This is a genomic window from Ensifer sp. EB106-05-01-XG146 (assembly GCF_058791875.1).
Genome location: NZ_JBYTDX010000001.1, coordinates 1,965,496 through 1,981,226 on the forward strand (window position 1 = coordinate 1,965,496; position 15,731 = coordinate 1,981,226).

21 protein-coding genes are annotated in these 15,731 nt (G+C 61.7%); 7 read left to right on the plus strand and 14 right to left on the minus strand.

Features of this window, described 5'->3' with window-relative positions:
* Positions 1-45: 45 nt before the first annotated feature.
* The gene (locus AC3WVQ_RS09680) at positions 46-1,074 is read left to right on the plus strand and encodes a GlxA family transcriptional regulator (protein ID WP_234824412.1); all 1,029 of its coding nucleotides are present in this window, start codon (positions 46-48) and stop codon (positions 1,072-1,074) included.
* A gap of 20 nt (positions 1,075-1,094) precedes the next feature.
* Here the strand turns inward: AC3WVQ_RS09680 and AC3WVQ_RS09685 are convergent, their stop codons facing one another.
* The 6 genes from AC3WVQ_RS09685 to AC3WVQ_RS09710 all read right to left on the minus strand — a co-directional run bounded on the left by AC3WVQ_RS09685 (position 1,095) and on the right by AC3WVQ_RS09710 (position 4,702).
* Positions 1,095-1,484, minus strand: a complete 390-nt coding sequence (locus tag AC3WVQ_RS09685) for a phage adaptor protein (protein WP_090294065.1) — start codon at positions 1,482-1,484, stop codon at positions 1,095-1,097.
* Positions 1,481-1,804 carry a hypothetical protein gene (locus AC3WVQ_RS09690; protein ID WP_090294067.1) on the minus strand — a complete coding sequence of 108 codons (324 nt, stop codon included), beginning with the start codon at positions 1,802-1,804 and terminating at the stop codon, positions 1,481-1,483. The genes AC3WVQ_RS09685 and AC3WVQ_RS09690 overlap by 4 nt, the downstream gene beginning before the upstream one ends.
* Positions 1,805-1,807: 3 nt before the next feature.
* Entirely contained in the window at positions 1,808-1,975 is a 168-nt protein-coding gene (locus AC3WVQ_RS09695) for a hypothetical protein (protein WP_176960256.1), read from the minus strand.
* Between the two features lie 323 nt (positions 1,976-2,298).
* Positions 2,299-2,838, minus strand: a complete 540-nt coding sequence (locus AC3WVQ_RS09700; protein WP_244546690.1) for a hypothetical protein — start codon at positions 2,836-2,838, stop codon at positions 2,299-2,301.
* A 39-nt stretch (positions 2,839-2,877) separates the two neighbouring features.
* On the minus strand, positions 2,878-3,003 hold the full coding sequence (locus tag AC3WVQ_RS09705; protein ID WP_255380904.1) for a hypothetical protein: 126 nt from the start codon (positions 3,001-3,003) through the stop codon (positions 2,878-2,880).
* A gap of 643 nt (positions 3,004-3,646) precedes the next feature.
* On the minus strand, positions 3,647-4,702 hold the full coding sequence (locus tag AC3WVQ_RS09710; RefSeq protein ID WP_492382706.1) for a hypothetical protein: 1,056 nt from the start codon (positions 4,700-4,702) through the stop codon (positions 3,647-3,649).
* A 341-nt stretch (positions 4,703-5,043) separates the two neighbouring features.
* Between AC3WVQ_RS09710 and AC3WVQ_RS09715 the strand changes: the two genes are divergently transcribed.
* From AC3WVQ_RS09715 to AC3WVQ_RS09730, 4 genes are all read left to right on the plus strand, one after another.
* Positions 5,044-5,412, plus strand: coding sequence for a tetratricopeptide repeat protein (locus tag AC3WVQ_RS09715; RefSeq protein ID WP_051659282.1), 369 nt, complete (start codon positions 5,044-5,046; stop codon positions 5,410-5,412).
* A 617-nt stretch (positions 5,413-6,029) separates the two neighbouring features.
* On the plus strand, positions 6,030-6,200 hold the full coding sequence (locus AC3WVQ_RS09720; RefSeq protein WP_156400691.1) for a hypothetical protein: 171 nt from the start codon (positions 6,030-6,032) through the stop codon (positions 6,198-6,200).
* 233 nt (positions 6,201-6,433) lie between these two features.
* Complete coding sequence (locus tag AC3WVQ_RS09725; protein ID WP_255380915.1) at positions 6,434-6,565, plus strand: hypothetical protein; 132 nt, start codon at positions 6,434-6,436, stop codon at positions 6,563-6,565.
* A 376-nt stretch (positions 6,566-6,941) separates the two neighbouring features.
* Entirely contained in the window at positions 6,942-7,241 is a 300-nt protein-coding gene (locus tag AC3WVQ_RS09730; protein ID WP_090294073.1) for a hypothetical protein, read from the plus strand.
* 113 nt (positions 7,242-7,354) lie between these two features.
* On the opposite strand, the gene AC3WVQ_RS09735 is transcribed toward AC3WVQ_RS09730, so the two are convergent.
* Positions 7,355-7,903 (minus strand): BA14K family protein, encoded by a 549-nt coding sequence (locus AC3WVQ_RS09735; RefSeq protein WP_090294075.1) that lies wholly within the window; start codon positions 7,901-7,903, stop codon positions 7,355-7,357.
* Positions 7,904-8,094: 191 nt separating this feature from the next.
* Entirely contained in the window at positions 8,095-9,177 is a 1,083-nt protein-coding gene (locus AC3WVQ_RS09740; RefSeq protein ID WP_034793469.1) for a D-alanine--D-alanine ligase family protein, read from the minus strand.
* A 186-nt stretch (positions 9,178-9,363) separates the two neighbouring features.
* Between AC3WVQ_RS09740 and AC3WVQ_RS09745 the strand changes: the two genes are divergently transcribed.
* Entirely contained in the window at positions 9,364-9,945 is a 582-nt protein-coding gene (locus AC3WVQ_RS09745; RefSeq protein WP_090294077.1) for a dienelactone hydrolase family protein, read from the plus strand.
* Positions 9,946-10,016: 71 nt separating this feature from the next.
* Here AC3WVQ_RS09745 and AC3WVQ_RS09750 read toward each other — a convergent pair whose 3' ends face one another.
* The gene (locus AC3WVQ_RS09750; RefSeq protein WP_051659281.1) at positions 10,017-11,669 is read right to left on the minus strand and encodes an arylsulfatase; all 1,653 of its coding nucleotides are present in this window, start codon (positions 11,667-11,669) and stop codon (positions 10,017-10,019) included.
* 512 nt (positions 11,670-12,181) lie between these two features.
* Between AC3WVQ_RS09750 and AC3WVQ_RS09755 the strand changes: the two genes are divergently transcribed.
* Entirely contained in the window at positions 12,182-13,138 is a 957-nt protein-coding gene (locus AC3WVQ_RS09755) for a hypothetical protein (protein WP_090294080.1), read from the plus strand.
* A 34-nt stretch (positions 13,139-13,172) separates the two neighbouring features.
* Here AC3WVQ_RS09755 and AC3WVQ_RS09760 read toward each other — a convergent pair whose 3' ends face one another.
* The 5 genes from AC3WVQ_RS09760 to AC3WVQ_RS09780 form a co-directional block, all read right to left on the minus strand.
* Complete coding sequence (locus AC3WVQ_RS09760; RefSeq protein WP_034793461.1) at positions 13,173-13,379, minus strand: hypothetical protein; 207 nt, start codon at positions 13,377-13,379, stop codon at positions 13,173-13,175.
* A gap of 499 nt (positions 13,380-13,878) precedes the next feature.
* The gene (locus tag AC3WVQ_RS09765; RefSeq protein ID WP_090294081.1) at positions 13,879-14,097 is read right to left on the minus strand and encodes a hypothetical protein; all 219 of its coding nucleotides are present in this window, start codon (positions 14,095-14,097) and stop codon (positions 13,879-13,881) included.
* A gap of 10 nt (positions 14,098-14,107) precedes the next feature.
* Positions 14,108-14,389, minus strand: coding sequence for a hypothetical protein (locus AC3WVQ_RS09770; protein WP_034793452.1), 282 nt, complete (start codon positions 14,387-14,389; stop codon positions 14,108-14,110).
* Positions 14,390-14,943: 554 nt separating this feature from the next.
* Positions 14,944-15,117 (minus strand): hypothetical protein, encoded by a 174-nt coding sequence (locus tag AC3WVQ_RS09775; protein ID WP_156400690.1) that lies wholly within the window; start codon positions 15,115-15,117, stop codon positions 14,944-14,946.
* Positions 15,114-15,719, minus strand: a complete 606-nt coding sequence (locus tag AC3WVQ_RS09780) for a hypothetical protein (RefSeq protein WP_060583349.1) — start codon at positions 15,717-15,719, stop codon at positions 15,114-15,116. The genes AC3WVQ_RS09775 and AC3WVQ_RS09780 overlap by 4 nt, the downstream gene beginning before the upstream one ends.
* Positions 15,720-15,731 lie beyond the last annotated feature (12 nt).

The following is a 15,731-nucleotide window of genomic DNA, read 5'->3' on the forward strand; positions in this document are numbered from 1 at the left end:
GGCCTAACCTCTCGACCGGCAAAGCTGACAACGATGGGGGCAGAAGTGACAAAACGACCCGAAAACGAGCCGGCGGAGATCGGCATCGTCGTCTATCCCCGCGCCCTGATGTCGGCGATCCATGGGCTGACCGACATGTTCCAGGTGGCGAGCATGCAGTCGGTCGAGCAAAGCGGCAGAGACGCGCCGCAAATCCGCATCAGCCACTGGAAACTTCAGGAAGATGGCTCGGTATCGAAATCGCGCGACACCCACGAAGGCCCCTCCTCGGGCCTTGTGGCCCTGATCCTGCCGCCGACGCTCTCCGATCTGCCGGTCGGCGATCGCATCGGTGCCCTGCCCGCCTTCGTGCGCGAACAGCATCAACGCGGCGCGACGATCTGCTCCGTCTGCGGCGGCGCCTATCTGCTGGCAGAGTCCGGCCTCGCCGCCGGCCGCACCATCACCACCCACTGGTCGCATCAGGACCTGATCTCCAACCGCTACAGCGACATCCGCGTCGACACCGACAGGCTGCTGATCGACGAAGGCGACATCATCACCGCCGGCGGCATGATGGCCTGGATCGACCTCGGCCTGAAACTCGTCGACCGGTTCCTCGGAACCGACGTCATGCTGGCAACCGCACGCTACATGATCATCGACCCCGGCGCGCGCGAGCAGAGCTATTACAGCGTCTTCGCCCCGAAGCTCGATCACGGCGACACGATCATCCTGAAGATCCAGCACTGGCTGCACGGCGCCAACACCAAGGGCGTGACGCTGCAGATGATGGCCGACCGCGCCGGTCTCGGCGACCGCACCTTCCTGCGCCGTTTCCAGAAGGCGACCGGCTTCAATCCGACCGAATATTGCCAGCGGCTACGGATCGCCAAATCCCGCGATCTGCTGGAGCGCTCACATCTCTCGATCGAGCAGGTTGCCTGGCAAAGCGGCTATGACGACACCAACGCCTATCGCAAGATCTTCCGCAAGATCCTGGGTCTCTCACCGAAGGAGTATCGTCTTCGCTTCTCGGTTTCGGAGAGCGTCCGCACTTTGGGCGCTCCGGCAAATCCGATACCGGCCGTGTGATCATCGACGGGCGAAACCCTTTAGAGCACAATTCGGGTGTAATAGGTCAGCGTCAAGCCGTAGCTGCCGGGCGGAAACGCTCTGATCCGGTTGCCAACAACCGCGTAACCGAGCGGCGCGCTGGCGCCGGCGGGGACGCTCGCAGCGAGCTGCTGCAATGCCATGGCGCGGATCGGCCGGCCGCTTGCGGTCAAAACCTGCCGCGCCTCAAGGAAATCCGCAGGCAGCGGCGCATCGCCCTCGACGGCAGAGATCGCCGTCGTCGCCTCCATGTCGCTGACGCGCAGCATCCGGTTGAGCTTCAGTTCCGCAAGGCCGACAAACCGTGGAAACAGATGGGCGATATCGTTGCGCCCGCTGTACTCACCCGCGTCGATCAGCAATGCGGCGTAGTCGGCAATGCTGCTCATAGCCAGCCCTCCTTGGTGCGCCAGGCGCGGTTGTCGCCATCGTTGAGGAAGCGTTTGACGAAGCGGTCGTCGCCTTCCGAATGGGCCTTCACCAGGCCCGAGGCATGCGCGACGTTAAGCGGAACCGAGGCGACGCGATGCCAGTCGCCCCGCCAGGCCCTTTCGGCGCTGTTGCGCACATCCCGGTTCTCGCTCAAGAGATTGTCGACGGGATAATCGACGCGGTAGACGTCCTTCTCCCCGTCGAAATGGTGCCAGACCGAGCGACCCGTCATCCGGTCATGATCGTAGAGCGTCCAGGCGCCGTCGCGGATCACCATGGCTCACTCCCCCGGCAGCGGGTCGGCCCGCTCGGCCTTGCCAGCGGCGATCAACGCCTTGGCTTCCTCCAGGCTCACGCATACGATCGCACCGGCGGCCGTGCGTTCCCCTTCCTGGAACCAGACGTCGTAGACGAGACGGACCGGAACGGGTTTCTTTGCTTCGGACATAAAAATCTCCATGAAAAAAGGCGGCTCCGGAGAGCCGCCTTGGCAAGGGTTGTTCTTCAGGAAGAGGATCGGGCGCGGGTCAGGCGCCCGCATCGGGGGTCTGGTGTCATCCATCAATATTGGCAGCGCCCCCGCCGGGCCCTGACGTGCTCAGGTGCACGGGCAGCAACCAGATACCGCCGTTCAGCTGGGAGGTCCTGCTCCCAGTGCCGACGCAACATTGCCGCCGCCCCGCGCAGCAGGTCGCCAAAACTGATCTAAACAACTACGGCTAAGGTGACGACATGACCACGCATGCCTCGACGATCGTCGACAGGCGCCTTCTATCGCCCAAAATCCGAGACGGTCTTCATCGCAGACGCAACGAAGAGATCGAACTTGTCGGAGAGTGCCGTACTGATGTCTCGAGACAGGAACAGGTCGTAAATCGAAGGCAAGTCCTCAACGCCGGAAGCGCCTGCAACACGGCAACCAAGCCGTGTTCCGGGGAAATCGGGGCTGTCGGACGCCGTTATCGCGAACGCGCCGTCACGTGGGTTCGCTCCCAACGTGTCGCTGCGGGCCGTTTCCAGCGCGCGCCCGACTTCGTCAGGCTGTTCCGACGCATAAAACCCCCAAGCGTAGTCGCTCTTTCCCGGCACGGCCTGTTGCGCGTAACCGGTGAGGTGAAGTCCGTACGCCTCGACGGGCTCAGAGAACGGGACGACGGAAGTCCGCGGCTCGCCCGTATCGAGAAGGTTATATGGGTGCGCCACGATGTTCGCCCTCTTGAAAACAGCCTTCTCCTCGTCGAGGGTTTTGAAGAATTGGGCGTCGCAAGCGAACAACGCAGCCAGCACCTTCTCGGCGCTCTCCGGCGGCATTGCGCATTCCGGCGCTACATCACCGCTCCTCTCGCAGATTCAGCCGCGGCTCATGTCTTCAAACGAATATGGATCGATTGTCGCCAACACCAGCCCGACCAGCACGACGAACAGCCCGAAGAGAGTGACAACAGTGTAGACCATTACCTTTAGCCACTTCTTCATACCGCCTCCTCACTTGCAGAGATTACTTCGACGTCAGTCCAGTTAGAACATTTCATGAACACGCGCAAGGTTGAGATCGCACTCATTCTACAGCTTATGCGGAAGGTTATTCACTCCACGACCTCAACATTTGCTTGAGCGTACCGCGACCGGGAAACAGCCCGTTCCAGAACCCTTCTTCCTGTAGCGGGGGCTTCGACTGCCAGTTGTCTGCATTGGTCTGCATTCTTTGCAGGTCCCGCTTTTCGTGCAGTGCCTCCAAAGCTGGCAAGTCGCGCGGGGGTGGTCCGGACCAGGACGGACGCTCGGACGACTCCGAATAGCTCTGGAGACGTGGGGCAGGCACTTTGTCGCTGATCGAACGGATCAAGTCCCCGTTCCGCCGGGCATAATCCACCAGCCCCATAACATCCGCTTCGCCAAGATCGCGCTCCTTGGCGTAGCGTCCTATCTGCCGTCCGACGTCATTGTTCCACTCATCACGCAGGTGGTCCTTGCTTGGTGAAGGGGCGCTGTGTGCCGTCGGTCGGCGCCACGGTCAGGCCCGTCGTCGGATTGTAGCCGCCATTGGCGCTACCTGACCCGCGCGAGACGCGCAATGCGTTGGCCGAAGAGCCTATTGCCGTTCTTCGGCCCCCGTGTCTTATTTCAAAAAGAGGTCACCGGATTTCGGCGGTTCCACGCCTGATGCGAGCAGCGTCGTGCAGCCCAAGAATCCCTCATCAAACTCGAGATCCGGAGATGGTGTGTAGCCGGTTTCGTCGGTCTCCAAGTCGAGTAACCACCCTTTGCCGGACACACGAACGCTTCCTGTGCGCCCCTCGGCAGTGCTTTCGATCCTGCTCGCATTGACCGGTGTTTGAAAACCCCATCTCAGTTTGATGTCGCCTGCAACATTGACTCGCCGCTGAATGTATCCGGTCAGCGTGAAGCCCGAGGCATAGACCGGCTTTTCGAACGCCACACGCATTGGCGCGCGCTCTGCGTCTCCATCCTTGCGGTATGGGCCGGCGGACTCCCTGAACGCCACCTTGCCGAAGGCATTTTTTTCCTCGCCCAGGGCCTCGAAGAAATCCTGCCGGCATTGCAGCAAGGCATTGATCAACCGGTTGCCACGGCCCACCGGTGGCGGCCCAAGTTGGGCCCAGCCGAAAGTCTCGGCTCCTTCCGGCAGGCGAAAGTCCCTCGTCTCGGCTTCGTCGGGTGCGCAAGTCACCATCGCTTGCTCATCGGGGTCAAAGTAGGAACCGAGCGTAAGGTGCTGCGAAACCGGTGTGGCATCGACATCCTTCTCAACCAAACTCCAGTAATACGTAAATCGCACACCGTACTGGGCCGCGATAGCACGAGCGGCTCCATCGGGCGTCTCAGCGACCTGAAAGGCCCAGGCAAAGCGCGTCGGTTCACCAGACTGAACCGTCTTTCGTTGAAAGAACCGGACGATGCGGAGGCCACCAATCTCGACCGGCTGTTCGAATGTCACGGTTTCGTTGTAGGTGTTCTCCGCTTCGGGAATGTGAGGCGCGTTGTCCGGGCTCTCCCAAGGCTCAATCCGAACCCGCGGAAAGATGCGTCTTTCAGCCTTCAACACCTCGAAGAAAGAGGGTTTGCAGGCGACGAACGCGTCAAGAACGTGGTTGGTCTTGGCGGCTGTTCGCGAGGCCGGCTCCGGCCCTGGCCGAAGTCGACGAGCCGACATCTCCGAAGGTCTCGGCGCCCAAGCTGGGAACGCCAATGCCTGCGGGAGACACCATCGTGTCGCCGCGGCTGTTCAAGCTAGCAAGCGTGACAGCCGGTCACAGAAAAATGCGTGTGTCACGCCGGATGTCACGCTTGCAACCTTGACTTCAGGTTGCATTCGGTCATCAATACCGCTCACCGGGTTGCCCCACATCGGGTGCTTCTGGCGCAATGCATCGCAAGCGCTCCTGCTCTACCGGCAGTGGCCAGGGAAAAGTCAAATTAGTTCAAGATTTTAAGCAGTTTTTCAGCCTAGCAGTCCAGCCGCGGGAACCATGCAATGAATGCAACAGGTGCCAGATGATCCGCAACACGTTCAGCAAGTTGAAGACCATTTTCACCCCGCGGCCGTCCGCAACGAATATCTCGCCCAGGTTGCTTGAACTGGCGACGTCAGGAAATGTCGATGCCCAGGCGAAACTCGCCGAAATCTATTTCAACGATGGCGGCGCAGAACACTATGCCGCCTCGCTTCATTGGAACCGCCAGGCCGCCCGCCAGGGTCATCCGGCTGCCCAGGCCCGCCTCGTGACCATCTATCAGAGAGGCCTCGGCGTCGAGCGCGATCCGAAGGAAGCCTCGCGCTGGCTGCGCAGCATCGGGCAGCCCCGCCCGCGACATGAGACCGGCGCCTCTGTCACCGGCAAGATCGCCAAGCAGGAAGCCTAAGGCTTTTCGCGTAAAAGTGGGCAGCGGTATTGCCGCAACGACATGCATAAAAACAAGATCTTAAAGCCTGTCGCGTGAGCCCTTTCCACGCGACCAGCTTTAGGGCTTTCGCACCAGAACATGCAGCGATCTTGCGACAGCAGCATGCGGGCGCCGAGGACGTGAAGCCCAAGTGCGGATCCGAAAAATCGCGAAGCGCCGTGACGCCGTAGCGGCCGTCGTCACCCGCTTCTCAGCGGTCGCAGCCGGCGCCGGCGCGGATTTGAGTTTTTTGGATATCGGCATCAGCGCCCAGGCAAGGCCGCGCCAATCCGCCGGAATCAAAAAGGCCGCTTCAATGACGAAACGGCCAGCTTGTAATATCCTTAGCCCGCTTCCGGTCACTTGGCAAGCCCCTTTGCCAAAATTTGTTTCCGTTTTGTTCGTTTTTTTCCTTTACCCCCCGCCCCGCCTCTTTGCCAGCCCATTTGCGCGATCGGTGGTACAATCGCGTGCGTCATGCAAGGCCGCTGGCGCCATGTCTCCTTCCTCAACGGATCCGGGGCCGGCGGCGGCATGGTTGATCCGTTTCGATGCGGAAGCGGTTGATGCCGCTCCCACGACCACGGGAGGTACCCATGACACGACAATACCTGATCGCCGCTCTTTGCGCGGCGCTTCTTGCGGCTGCCGGCTGCACCACCGACCAGGCGAGCCGCACCAGCACTCCTGCTCCGAGCCCCAGTTACCAGGGCATGCAAGGCGTCCAGGGCATGAGTCAGGGCGGCGGCGGTGCTGGCGGTTATTGAGGTCGCTGATGCTTCGTAGACGGCGAAGCTGGCGGGGCTCGACGTTGGTCCAGATCGCCCGCCCGCAGTGTCGCTCCCGTGCAAAGCCTCGGCCGAACGCACCGCGCACCGAAGCCAATCGGATTGAACATCTTGGGCCGACATGCGTTGAGTAACCATGACGCGCATTCTCGCTGCCGCGCCATTTGTTTGCGCGCATTCTGTGTTAAGCTTCCCCTCGGGAGGAAAATGCCATGGAGAATTTCTTCGCACTCGCCGCCATCGTCGTCGGCTCCGCAATTCTGGGGCTCGCGCTCGCCTACGGGTTTCGTCGCAAGGACGCGCACCGCCCTCCCGAACATGACGACGCCCGGTTGAAGTTCTAGAAGACGTTGAAGTTCTAGAAGACCGGGCTTTTCCGACCTCGCCGGTCCGCGGCCGCTCCGCTTGTCTGCCTCTTCGCGGGGTTGCCGCAATGAGCGATTCCTAGCAGACGCCTCCCCTGCAAACGCGCGACGCGGCAGAGTTCGCCCCGATATCATCGACAGGATGTCTGGCTCGATAGCGCGTGCTTGGGATGCCGATTGCATCGCGGACCAAGACTTGGAAAACGACAAGAGCCGGATGCGATGTCCCCCAATCCGCACGGCCACGCCCCCTCATTGATCCACCTTCAATCTTGAGATCTTGAACGCCCAGACCAGAACCTTTTCCGCTCGCCTCGGCTTATTCCTGGCAAACCGCCAGCAAGGAGATGCGACGATGAACAAGGCAAACCCGAAATCCCGCGACCGAGAGACATCGGAAGACGTGCCCCCATCTGGCGAAACACGCGCAGTGCCGATCGGTAAGATCCCGCCGCTCCCCGTCGATCAACTTCCCGCGGGAGACGATCCGACGCCGGTCGACCAGGGTCGCGTGCCGCCCGTTCCGAGCCGCGACGAAGCCAATGTCGATCCGGACGATGCACTGCCTGACGACCGCGAAGAGAAGATCCTCGAGGATGATCCGGGGCGCGAGAAAATCCGCTTCGACGAGGAGATGCCGCGCAGCAGTCGATAGAGGCTGCGTTCCCACCCATGCCGGGCCGCTTTCCCTCAGCGCATGTGAATGCCAGAAAACAAAAAGAGGCCCGCCGGTCAGCGACCGGCGGGCCTCCTTAAAACACGCTCGCCTCAGAAGTAGGGCGAATAGCACTGCTGGCGCGGGCCACCATAGGGCTGGAACGAGTTGTCCCAGGCACGGTAGGAGCGATAGCGCGCATAGCACCAGTCGGCATGGCGCGGGTTGACGCCAGTCTCGTAGCGACGCGCCGGCGGAGCGGCAATCGCGCCGCCGATGATGACTCCGGTGCCGAAGGCCGCCAGCGGATACCACCAGCCGTCATTGTGGCGGCGATAGCCGTAGCGCTCGTAACGATAGCCGCGGTGGCCGTTATAGTAGCCATAGCGGTAGCCGCCGTCCCAACCCGGACGCGGACGATAGCCGCCATGCCAGCCTGGCCGCGGGCGGTAACCGCCATCCCAGCCGGGGCGCGGGCGATAGTCGCCGTGCCAGCCCGGCGGACGCCGGCGATGGTGACCGCCGTTCCATTCCCGGTGCTGCACCAGTTGAACGTCGCTCTTCTGCACCCGCTCGATGGCAACAGCCGGCAGGGCGTTTGCCGGCGTGATGCCCGAAAGAGCCGTTATCGCCGCAAGCACGACGATGCCAATCTTCTTCATTTCATCACCTGTCCGTTTGTAACAGGTGCGAGTTTTGGCCGGGGCGACGTGAACCCACAATGAATGCGACAATCCTAATATGGACCGCAACTCATAGGTAGCATCGCAATACTCCAGGGTGACACTGCCGCCCGGCAAGCCCGCCATCCCCGGCGATGGCCTGCCATACCCGGGTTGCCCCTGTCATCCCCTCAGGTGCGCGCGCCCGCCTTGCCGCGCAGCTTCAGCGCATGGGCGATCAGCGTCTCCACCACCTGGCCGTAGGCGATGCCGTCGGCTGCCAGCGCCTTGGCATACATGCTGATATTGGTGAAGCCGGGAATGGTGTTGATTTCGTTGATCATGAGGCTTCCATCGGCGCGCAGGAAGAAGTCCACCCGCGCCATCCCCGCGCAGTCAAGCGCCCGGAATGCCCGCGCGGCCATGTCCTTGGCCTCGGCGATCACCTCTTCGGAGAGTTTGGCGGGCGCCTCGACGACTGCGCCGCCGGCATCGACATATTTGGCGTCGTAGCTGTAGAAACCGTGGCTCGCAGCCGGAATGATTTCGCCCGGTCGCGAGACGGTGAGCTGTCCCTTCGCATCCTCCAGCACCGAGCACTCGATCTCGCGGGCCTGGACGAACTCCTCGATCAGCACCTTGTCGTCGTGCCGGAACGCCTCGTTAAGCGCCGCCTGAAGCGCGTCCAGACTGTCGACGCGGCTGACGCCGACGGAAGATCCCTGCCGCGCCGGCTTGACGAAAACCGGCAGTCCCAGGCTTTCGAGGATGGTCTCGCTTGAATAGGCGTCGCCCGCATGAAGGCCGATCGCCCGCGCAACGGCAATGCCTTCGGCCACCAGCAGGCGCTTGGCGAGCGCCTTGTCCATGGCGACTGCCGAAGCCGCGACACCGCAGCCGACATAGGCGACATCGGCAGTTTCCGCATAGCCTTGCACCGTCCCGTCTTCGCCGAAGGGACCATGCAAAACCGGAAAGATCAGGTCGATCGCCGGCAGCAACCCTTGGCGGCCGTCGGCCGCGATGGTGACCGCCCGCCCCCGTCCGCCGGGGATTAGCGCCACCTGCGTTCCCGACACGGGGATCGCCTTCGGCAGTTCCCCGTCTTCGAGATCGACCAGCATCCAGCGGCCATCCCTGGCGATCCCGATCGGCACGATCTCGTAGCGCGTCCGATCGAGCGCCGCGACGGCGTTGCGCGCCGACATCAGCGAAACCTCATGCTCCGCCGACCGGCCACCGAACAGCACGGCAATGCGCAACTTACCTGTCATGATCCTTTTCCCTCCAGAATCGTGGTGCATCGTGCGCAACCAAGCGAGCGAAGATGGCAAGAAAAGGTCGAGAGACGCGGCATCAGCGCGGGAGGAATATTTTCCTTAAGGGCAGCCTTGCCGCTTGAATTCCACCGAACGAAATACAATTGATGCGCGAACACTGGTTTGAAGGAGAAGCTGCCGATGGCCGAGGTCCTCGTATTCCACCATGCCCAGGGGCTGACACCCGGCATGCACGCCTTTGCCGACGACCTGCGCGCGGCCGGGCACGTCGTCCACCTGCCCGATCTCTTCGAAGGACGTACATTCGCGAGCATCGAGGAGGGCGTTGCCCATATCGAGGCGGTCGGCTTTGAAGAGATGCGCGAGCGCGGCGTGCGCCTCGCCGATGCCCTCCCCGAAAACCTCGTCTATGCCGGCTTCTCCTTCGGTGTCCTGCCGGCTCAGAAACTCGCCCAGACCCGCCCCGGCGCCCGCGGCGCCCTGCTCTTTTACTCCTGCATCCCGATCAGTGGCCAGTGGTCCTTCGGGCCCTGGCCGGCCGGCGTACCCGTTCAAATCCACGGCATGGACAACGACCCGATCTTCGTCGGCGAAGGCGATGTCGACGCCGCCCGCGAGATCGTCGAGAAGGCAGAGGACGCCGAACTGTTCCTCTATCCGGGCGACCAGCACTACTTCGCCGACAGCTCGCTGCCCTCCTATGACGCGGCGGCAACTGCGCTGGCGATGAAACGGGTACTTGCCTTCCTCGAGCGGATCTGACCGGCGCCTCGAAAGCCCGACGATCGAGCGGCGCTGCCATGATCAGACAGCGCCGCTTCTCATTTTCCGGTTCAGTTGCCGGTCGGCATCGGCAGACTGAAGCCTTCCTTGCCGAGCTCATCGCGCAGCCACTGGAACTGCTGATACTTCGAGATTTCGATCGGACCGGTATAGGTCCCGCTTTGAAGCTTGCGCGGTGGATATTTCACGTAGGTCATCATCAATTGCTTGATGGAGTCGCTGATGGTCACCATCGTCCAGGTGCGCTCGGTGTAGTTGTTCATGAAGATGTCGTAGCGCTCCTGCGGGTCCTGCCAGAGGTCGAAGATCTGCGGCACCGTCGCCACATATTTGTTCGGACCCTTCCAGCCCTGATTGCTGTCGACGGCAAGGCCGCCGGTCGCCTGTCCATTGTCGCCACGCAGGTTGAACACCGCCTTGTAGTTGCCGACGCGGGCAGCGCCGGGAGACAGTTCGTTCTCGGTGAAATAGAACCATGAGTTCCGTTCCGACTTGCCGGTTCCAAGCAGGACCGGCGACATGTCGAAGCTGTCGAAGATGATCGGCTGGCCCTCGCGGTCCTTGTCCGGCAGAGCGACACCGGCAACCGAAGCAAATGTCGCCATCAGGTCGAGGCCGCCGACGATGTCATGGTTCTTGGAGCCGGCCTTGATCTTGCCCGGCCAGACGGCGATGGCGGGAACGCGGTTGCCACCCTCGCGCACCGTGCCCTTGGTGCCACGAAACGGCGTATAGCCGGCGTCGGGATAGACATCCTGCCAGGCGCCATTGTCGGTCGTGTAGAAGACCAGCGTATTCTTGTCGAGGCCGGTCTCGCGCAGCTTGTCCATGATGCGGCCGATGCGGGTGTCCAGCTCGACGATGCTGTCGGCATATTTCGACTTCGACAGCGATTTATGCTCGAACTCGGGCGCCGGCATGTTCGGCTGGTGCACCTTCATGAAGTTGACGTCGATGAAGAACGGCTTGTCGGATTTCGCCGCGTCGTCGAGAAACTCGATGGCCGCCTTTTCGACGTAGCTGTCGAAATAGGGGATGCCGACGACCCCTGCCGCGCCATTGACCGTGGGCGTGTCGATATACTGGCCGTTGATCTTGAAGTCCTCGACCGCCGTTTCGCCGGCCTTACCGGAGAGCGCGCCCTTGGTGACCTTCTGGAACATGGCCCTGAGCTTGGGGTCCATATCCGGGAACCAGGTCGGGTCGGCGTAGGTGTAGGCGTTGAGGTGGTAAAGGCCGCAATACTTCATGACGTCGAAGCCATGGGCGTTCGGCAAGGCATAGTCCGCCTCGCCCAAATGCCATTTGCCGGTGAAATAGGTCTGGTACCCGCCGAGCTTCAACACGGAGGCGAGCGTCCATTCGGCCGCCGGAAGACCGCCGCCTTCCCCCTGGAATGCAACCGTCGTCATGCCGCTGCGGTTGGGAATACGCCCGGTGATCATGGCGGCGCGACCCGGCGTGCAGCTCGGCTGGGCATAGAAATCATAAAACAGCATGCCCTGTTCGGCCAGCTTGTCGATGTTGGGTGTCGGCATGCCTCGTCCTTCACCGCCGCCATAGGGGCCGAGGTCTCCGTAGCCGGTGTCATCGGAAACGATCAGAAGGATGTTGGGTTTTGGTGTTGCTTGCTGCGCACGCGCCGGGGTTGACAGGCCAGCGACAATGCTCAGCCCTGCCACGCACGACGCCAGAAGTTTCATCGGAAAAGTCCTCGACACGCAGCGGGACGAATTTGAATGATCAGATGCCTTTATCATTGTCAGGTTCCTTCCTGCGATGAGCCATCGCGCGAAAAACTGATCTGGGAAGAAGCACGTCTCCATTGAGGTTCGACGCGCAAAGCCATGCCTGAATTTTCAAACAAATTTCGGCTGCCAAAACGGCAACTCACGACCGATTGCGAAAGGCCGTTGCCGTCTGCGCGGGCATGCTGCTCCTTTCGCGCGGGCAATCAAGTACGTAACTGTAACGAACGCCATAAACGTGGGCGCTCAACCGGTGGCGCAGTGACCGCATCGGGCCGAAATCGACCGGAAACGAGCCTCCCTTGAGCCGCGAATGGACCTCATTCTTGGATTTGCCTTGCAGAAAGATCCAGGCACTGGAAATCTGATACAAATACGCAATACTGAAGAAATCCGAGGTGACCGCAAATCATTCTCGAACTTTCAAATAATATTGCTGCAAGAATTGAAATTGTTTTGGAGTAACCGTGCTGATCTACTCGGACGAAAATCTTGAAGTCATCCATCGACCGGGTTCATCCCCCTATCTGCTGGTGACCTTCAACGAGATGGAGATCCAGGCAAACGGCAGCCGCTACTGGGGCCAGCGCTTTTGCGAGAAGGCCGACATCTCAGCCCTCGGCTTCATCAGTAGGCGGCCCAACTGGTTTCCGGCGGCAAGCGTGGTCAAGGCGGTCGAAGCCGCAGCACCCATTCTGAATGCAGCTCCCGAGCGCATTCTGTACGGCCATTCGCAGGGTGGTTATGCGGCGCTTCGCTATCGCCGGCGCTTCAATGCCACCGCGGCCATCGCCTTTTGCCCGCAGGTCTCGATCGACCCGAAATCCGTCCCCTACGACAATCGCTTCCTCCGGCATTTTTCGCCCGATCTGCACGCCAATATGGGCATTTCGGCCGATCAGGCCGCCGGCCGCGCCTTCATTTTTTATGATCCCTTCCACGCGATAGATCGCCGCCACGCCGAGCGCATCGCAGCACTTCAGGCCGAAACGCATCTCGTGCGCGTTCACATGACCGGCCACGGCACCGTCCGTGTCTTTACCGGCACCGAGCGTGCCCTTTCGCTGATCGCCGCCTGCAGAACCCATGACGTTTCGCGCCTACGGGGTCTTGCCCGCGCCGCCCGGGTCGATGCGCCCATGCGTCCCTATCAGGTCGCCGTCGCCGCCATGGCCCGGCATCCCGCCTGGTCCGACGCGCTCGACGCCCGCTTCGGCGACCGTTTTGCGCCAACGGAGCGGGTCAACTTCCTTTATCACCGCGCCAATCGCCACATCGGCGACGGCGATCTCGTCACCGCACGCAATATGCTGGCGAAGGCTCTCGCCCTCCTGCCCGGCGATCCCGCCCTCACGCACCGGCTGAAGGAACTCGACGCTCGCATCCTGCGCGAACGGAAGGTTGCGAGGAGCCTCGTAGGGTAGGATAGGCGATGTTATTCGGCCGGCTGCGCGTTGCTTAGCTTTCCTCGTGGGGCGGAGCGCGTCGGAGATAGACCTCATCGACGGCTGCCAGGAGAGAGCTTTCGGTTGAGGTAGACAAATTGAACTCGAACATAAGAAACCGGGCAAGATGTTCGGCGCAGCTTCCCTCCCGCGGTATCTGGTGCTCCGCGCAGGTCGCCTCGAACACACACCGCAGCAGCTCGATTTCCGCGACGCTCATCAAGACATTTCCATTCGCGTCAGACACGGGCGTTTACCTCGTCTTCTTCAGGCCCGCTGTGGTGCGTTGAGAAGCACAGCGGAGGCCAAATTGCTGGTCGAGGCCGGCCATAGTCCAGGAGCCGATATACAACCGCGCTCCCGTCCAGGACCCGTCACGTTCCACACGCCTGCCATATTGATCGAGTTCGCCCGTGTTGCCGGTTGCCCCACCGTTTCGCAGCCAAAGCGTAAGGCCAATCTGATGTGTGCGATGGAGCGGTTTCATTGGCGTCTATCTCCTTGTCTTGACGCAGATCAGTTGCTCTACAAAAGCCGGTGGCGCTCCTGCGTATCCCGGCTGCGCTTCAATATGCCGGAGCTGTCATGACGCTCCTGTGGCCTGTCGCGTGCCTTTTGACTGGCCGGCTTTGCGACTGTCAGTACAAGACCACGGTGACGGATTTCAGGTTTAACCCGGAATAGTCGCTTCAATGTTTCGACATAGCGCATGGCATTCCTCAGTGGCTGCGGGTCATTCCCCAGTCGATCGGTTCCAGATTGCTTTCAGCGCTGACCCGCTCCTGTCCGAGTTCATCGTTGCGAATTCGATATTGAGGGGCGTTGTCGCGTGGCGGCATCTTTGCGGTGATGCGATAGGTTTCGGCGGTTCTCGGTGAGAGATGATGACGGTCTCGCAGGCGAACGGACAGTCCGACGGGATAGCGATGTTGGGACATGGTTTTATCCTCACTGTCCGGGCGCATCTGATATCTCGGCGCCGCTGAGCGCGACCAAACGCGCCAACTCGTCGGGTTCGATTTGTATCAACCGCATGCGGTAGTGGTTCTCGACTGTCGCGGGCAACTTGATGAAGGTGGCAACACGGCGGTAGGCGAGCCAGGAAAGCCCTTCGATCGGCACCTCGTCGTCATCGATTTCGTAGGCGCCGGCGACGATCGTCTCATCGACGCCCGGCAATCTGAACGGTCGGTCGAAATGGATTGTCCGGTGAATCGTTCGGTCGAACATGACATCTCCTCCCGATACCGGCAGCCGCCGGCACGCGATCTCGTTTGATACCGCTGCGTGCGGCAGCGCTACGACGCGGCGATCTAAGGGGGAAATGGCGGGTCGAGGTTCTGACGCCGCGAGAAGCCAAGCAGGCTTAAATCGATTTAATCAGGGTGCGCGTCAATTGAGGTCTATTCAAGGCCAAGATGAGGCAGACCCTTCGTGGCCTGGATACCCGGGCGCAGGCGGCTGGCGACCGCTGACAAAGCAATCGGCCGCATCAATGACGCGAAAGTCTCGCATGCGGTCAACAAAAAAGCCCGGGGCGAAATCGCACCGAGCTTCCTCATCATCGCTCTTACACCAGTGCCAGTACATTCGTGGTCAAAAGTGTAACGCGACACGGCAATTGCGAACGGCGAAACGTTCAGCGCTCACCTGCATGATGTTTTCCGACGAACCGGAGGTGGCCACCACGACCGAGGGAAGAGCCTTCCGGGGATAATCGTTACCGTGCCTGAGAGACCGGCGCGCGCCCCATCCACACGGTTCCGGTCGCGTCCGCCGCCCCCTCAGGCCGGTTCGAGCGTCGCGTGTTCAGCCGAACATGCGACGCTCGTCGCGGTGCGCAGCCGCGCTGACGCGAGGGCATTCGAACCCGCCATCGCGGCAAGCGGCGCGGCGAAGCGCGAGCCGGGCTTGAAACCGCGCCACTGGCAGCGGCCGATCCTCGCGCTCGCTTTCACGCCCCTTCCTTCTCCCGCGAAAGCCCCAGCTGCCAGTGCAGCTCCATCAGTCCGCGCTTCAGCCAGGCGAGCTGCGGTTCCGGCATGGTGCGCAGCATCTCGTAGTCCATGATGCAGACGTTGAAGACAGTGGTCTTCACCTGCGGCCCGTCCGGCAGTTTCAAGAGCACGCCTTCCAGCTCCATCATCCGGTTCGCCGCCTGGCGGGCGCCGCGGGCGCGCTCGGCGCTCGTCTCGCCGGCAAAACCCTTCACGTCGAACAGCGATTGGGCCCGCACGCTCGGGAAAGGAATGCCGGTGAGGCTGTAGTAGCGCGCCATCTGCCGGCTGTATTCGTCGCCCGCCTCGCGCTCATGCGCCGTCAGCTTGCCGTCGAGGAACATGCGACCGAGCGTGTAGCCGGCAAAGGGGCTGGCAACATCGGCATCGCGCCTGCCGGAAAAATGCATGCGCCGGCGCGCGTCCAGCGCCACGGAGCAGACCTCGCGCTCGCTTTCGCCATGCTTGATCTGCCCGCCCGGATAGCGCGCCACATTGGCCTTGCGCGGCCGGCCCGCCCGGCTGGCGCGCTTGATGCGGATGCGCTCTGCCTTGGATGTCATGGTCTCTTCTCC

What these genes read in the sequence shown, in the direction of transcription:
- AC3WVQ_RS09770 (WP_034793452.1), bottom strand. Translation starts at nt 14,389, where the DNA reads ATGTTCGACCGAACGATTCACCGGACAATCCATTTCGACCGACCGTTC.
- AC3WVQ_RS09720 (WP_156400691.1), top strand. Translation starts at nt 6,030, where the DNA reads ATGACACGACAATACCTGATCGCCGCTCTTTGCGCGGCGCTTCTTGCG.
- AC3WVQ_RS09685 (WP_090294065.1), bottom strand. Translation starts at nt 1,484, where the DNA reads ATGAGCAGCATTGCCGACTACGCCGCATTGCTGATCGACGCGGGTGAG.
- AC3WVQ_RS09700 (WP_244546690.1), bottom strand. Translation starts at nt 2,838, where the DNA reads ATGCCGCCGGAGAGCGCCGAGAAGGTGCTGGCTGCGTTGTTCGCTTGC.
- AC3WVQ_RS09750 (WP_051659281.1), bottom strand. Translation starts at nt 11,669, where the DNA reads ATGAAACTTCTGGCGTCGTGCGTGGCAGGGCTGAGCATTGTCGCTGGC.
- AC3WVQ_RS09705 (WP_255380904.1), bottom strand. Translation starts at nt 3,003, where the DNA reads ATGAAGAAGTGGCTAAAGGTAATGGTCTACACTGTTGTCACTCTCTTC.
- AC3WVQ_RS09690 (WP_090294067.1), bottom strand. Translation starts at nt 1,804, where the DNA reads ATGGTGATCCGCGACGGCGCCTGGACGCTCTACGATCATGACCGGATG.
- AC3WVQ_RS09725 (WP_255380915.1), top strand. Translation starts at nt 6,434, where the DNA reads ATGGAGAATTTCTTCGCACTCGCCGCCATCGTCGTCGGCTCCGCAATT.
- AC3WVQ_RS09710 (WP_492382706.1), bottom strand. Translation starts at nt 4,702, where the DNA reads ATGTCGGCTCGTCGACTTCGGCCAGGGCCGGAGCCGGCCTCGCGAACA.
- AC3WVQ_RS09740 (WP_034793469.1), bottom strand. Translation starts at nt 9,177, where the DNA reads ATGACAGGTAAGTTGCGCATTGCCGTGCTGTTCGGTGGCCGGTCGGCG.
- AC3WVQ_RS09730 (WP_090294073.1), top strand. Translation starts at nt 6,942, where the DNA reads ATGAACAAGGCAAACCCGAAATCCCGCGACCGAGAGACATCGGAAGAC.
- AC3WVQ_RS09760 (WP_034793461.1), bottom strand. Translation starts at nt 13,379, where the DNA reads ATGAGCGTCGCGGAAATCGAGCTGCTGCGGTGTGTGTTCGAGGCGACC.
- AC3WVQ_RS09695 (WP_176960256.1), bottom strand. Translation starts at nt 1,975, where the DNA reads ATGTCCGAAGCAAAGAAACCCGTTCCGGTCCGTCTCGTCTACGACGTC.
- AC3WVQ_RS09735 (WP_090294075.1), bottom strand. Translation starts at nt 7,903, where the DNA reads ATGAAGAAGATTGGCATCGTCGTGCTTGCGGCGATAACGGCTCTTTCG.
- AC3WVQ_RS09780 (WP_060583349.1), bottom strand. Translation starts at nt 15,719, where the DNA reads ATGACATCCAAGGCAGAGCGCATCCGCATCAAGCGCGCCAGCCGGGCG.
- AC3WVQ_RS09765 (WP_090294081.1), bottom strand. Translation starts at nt 14,097, where the DNA reads ATGTCCCAACATCGCTATCCCGTCGGACTGTCCGTTCGCCTGCGAGAC.
- AC3WVQ_RS09715 (WP_051659282.1), top strand. Translation starts at nt 5,044, where the DNA reads ATGATCCGCAACACGTTCAGCAAGTTGAAGACCATTTTCACCCCGCGG.
- AC3WVQ_RS09745 (WP_090294077.1), top strand. Translation starts at nt 9,364, where the DNA reads ATGGCCGAGGTCCTCGTATTCCACCATGCCCAGGGGCTGACACCCGGC.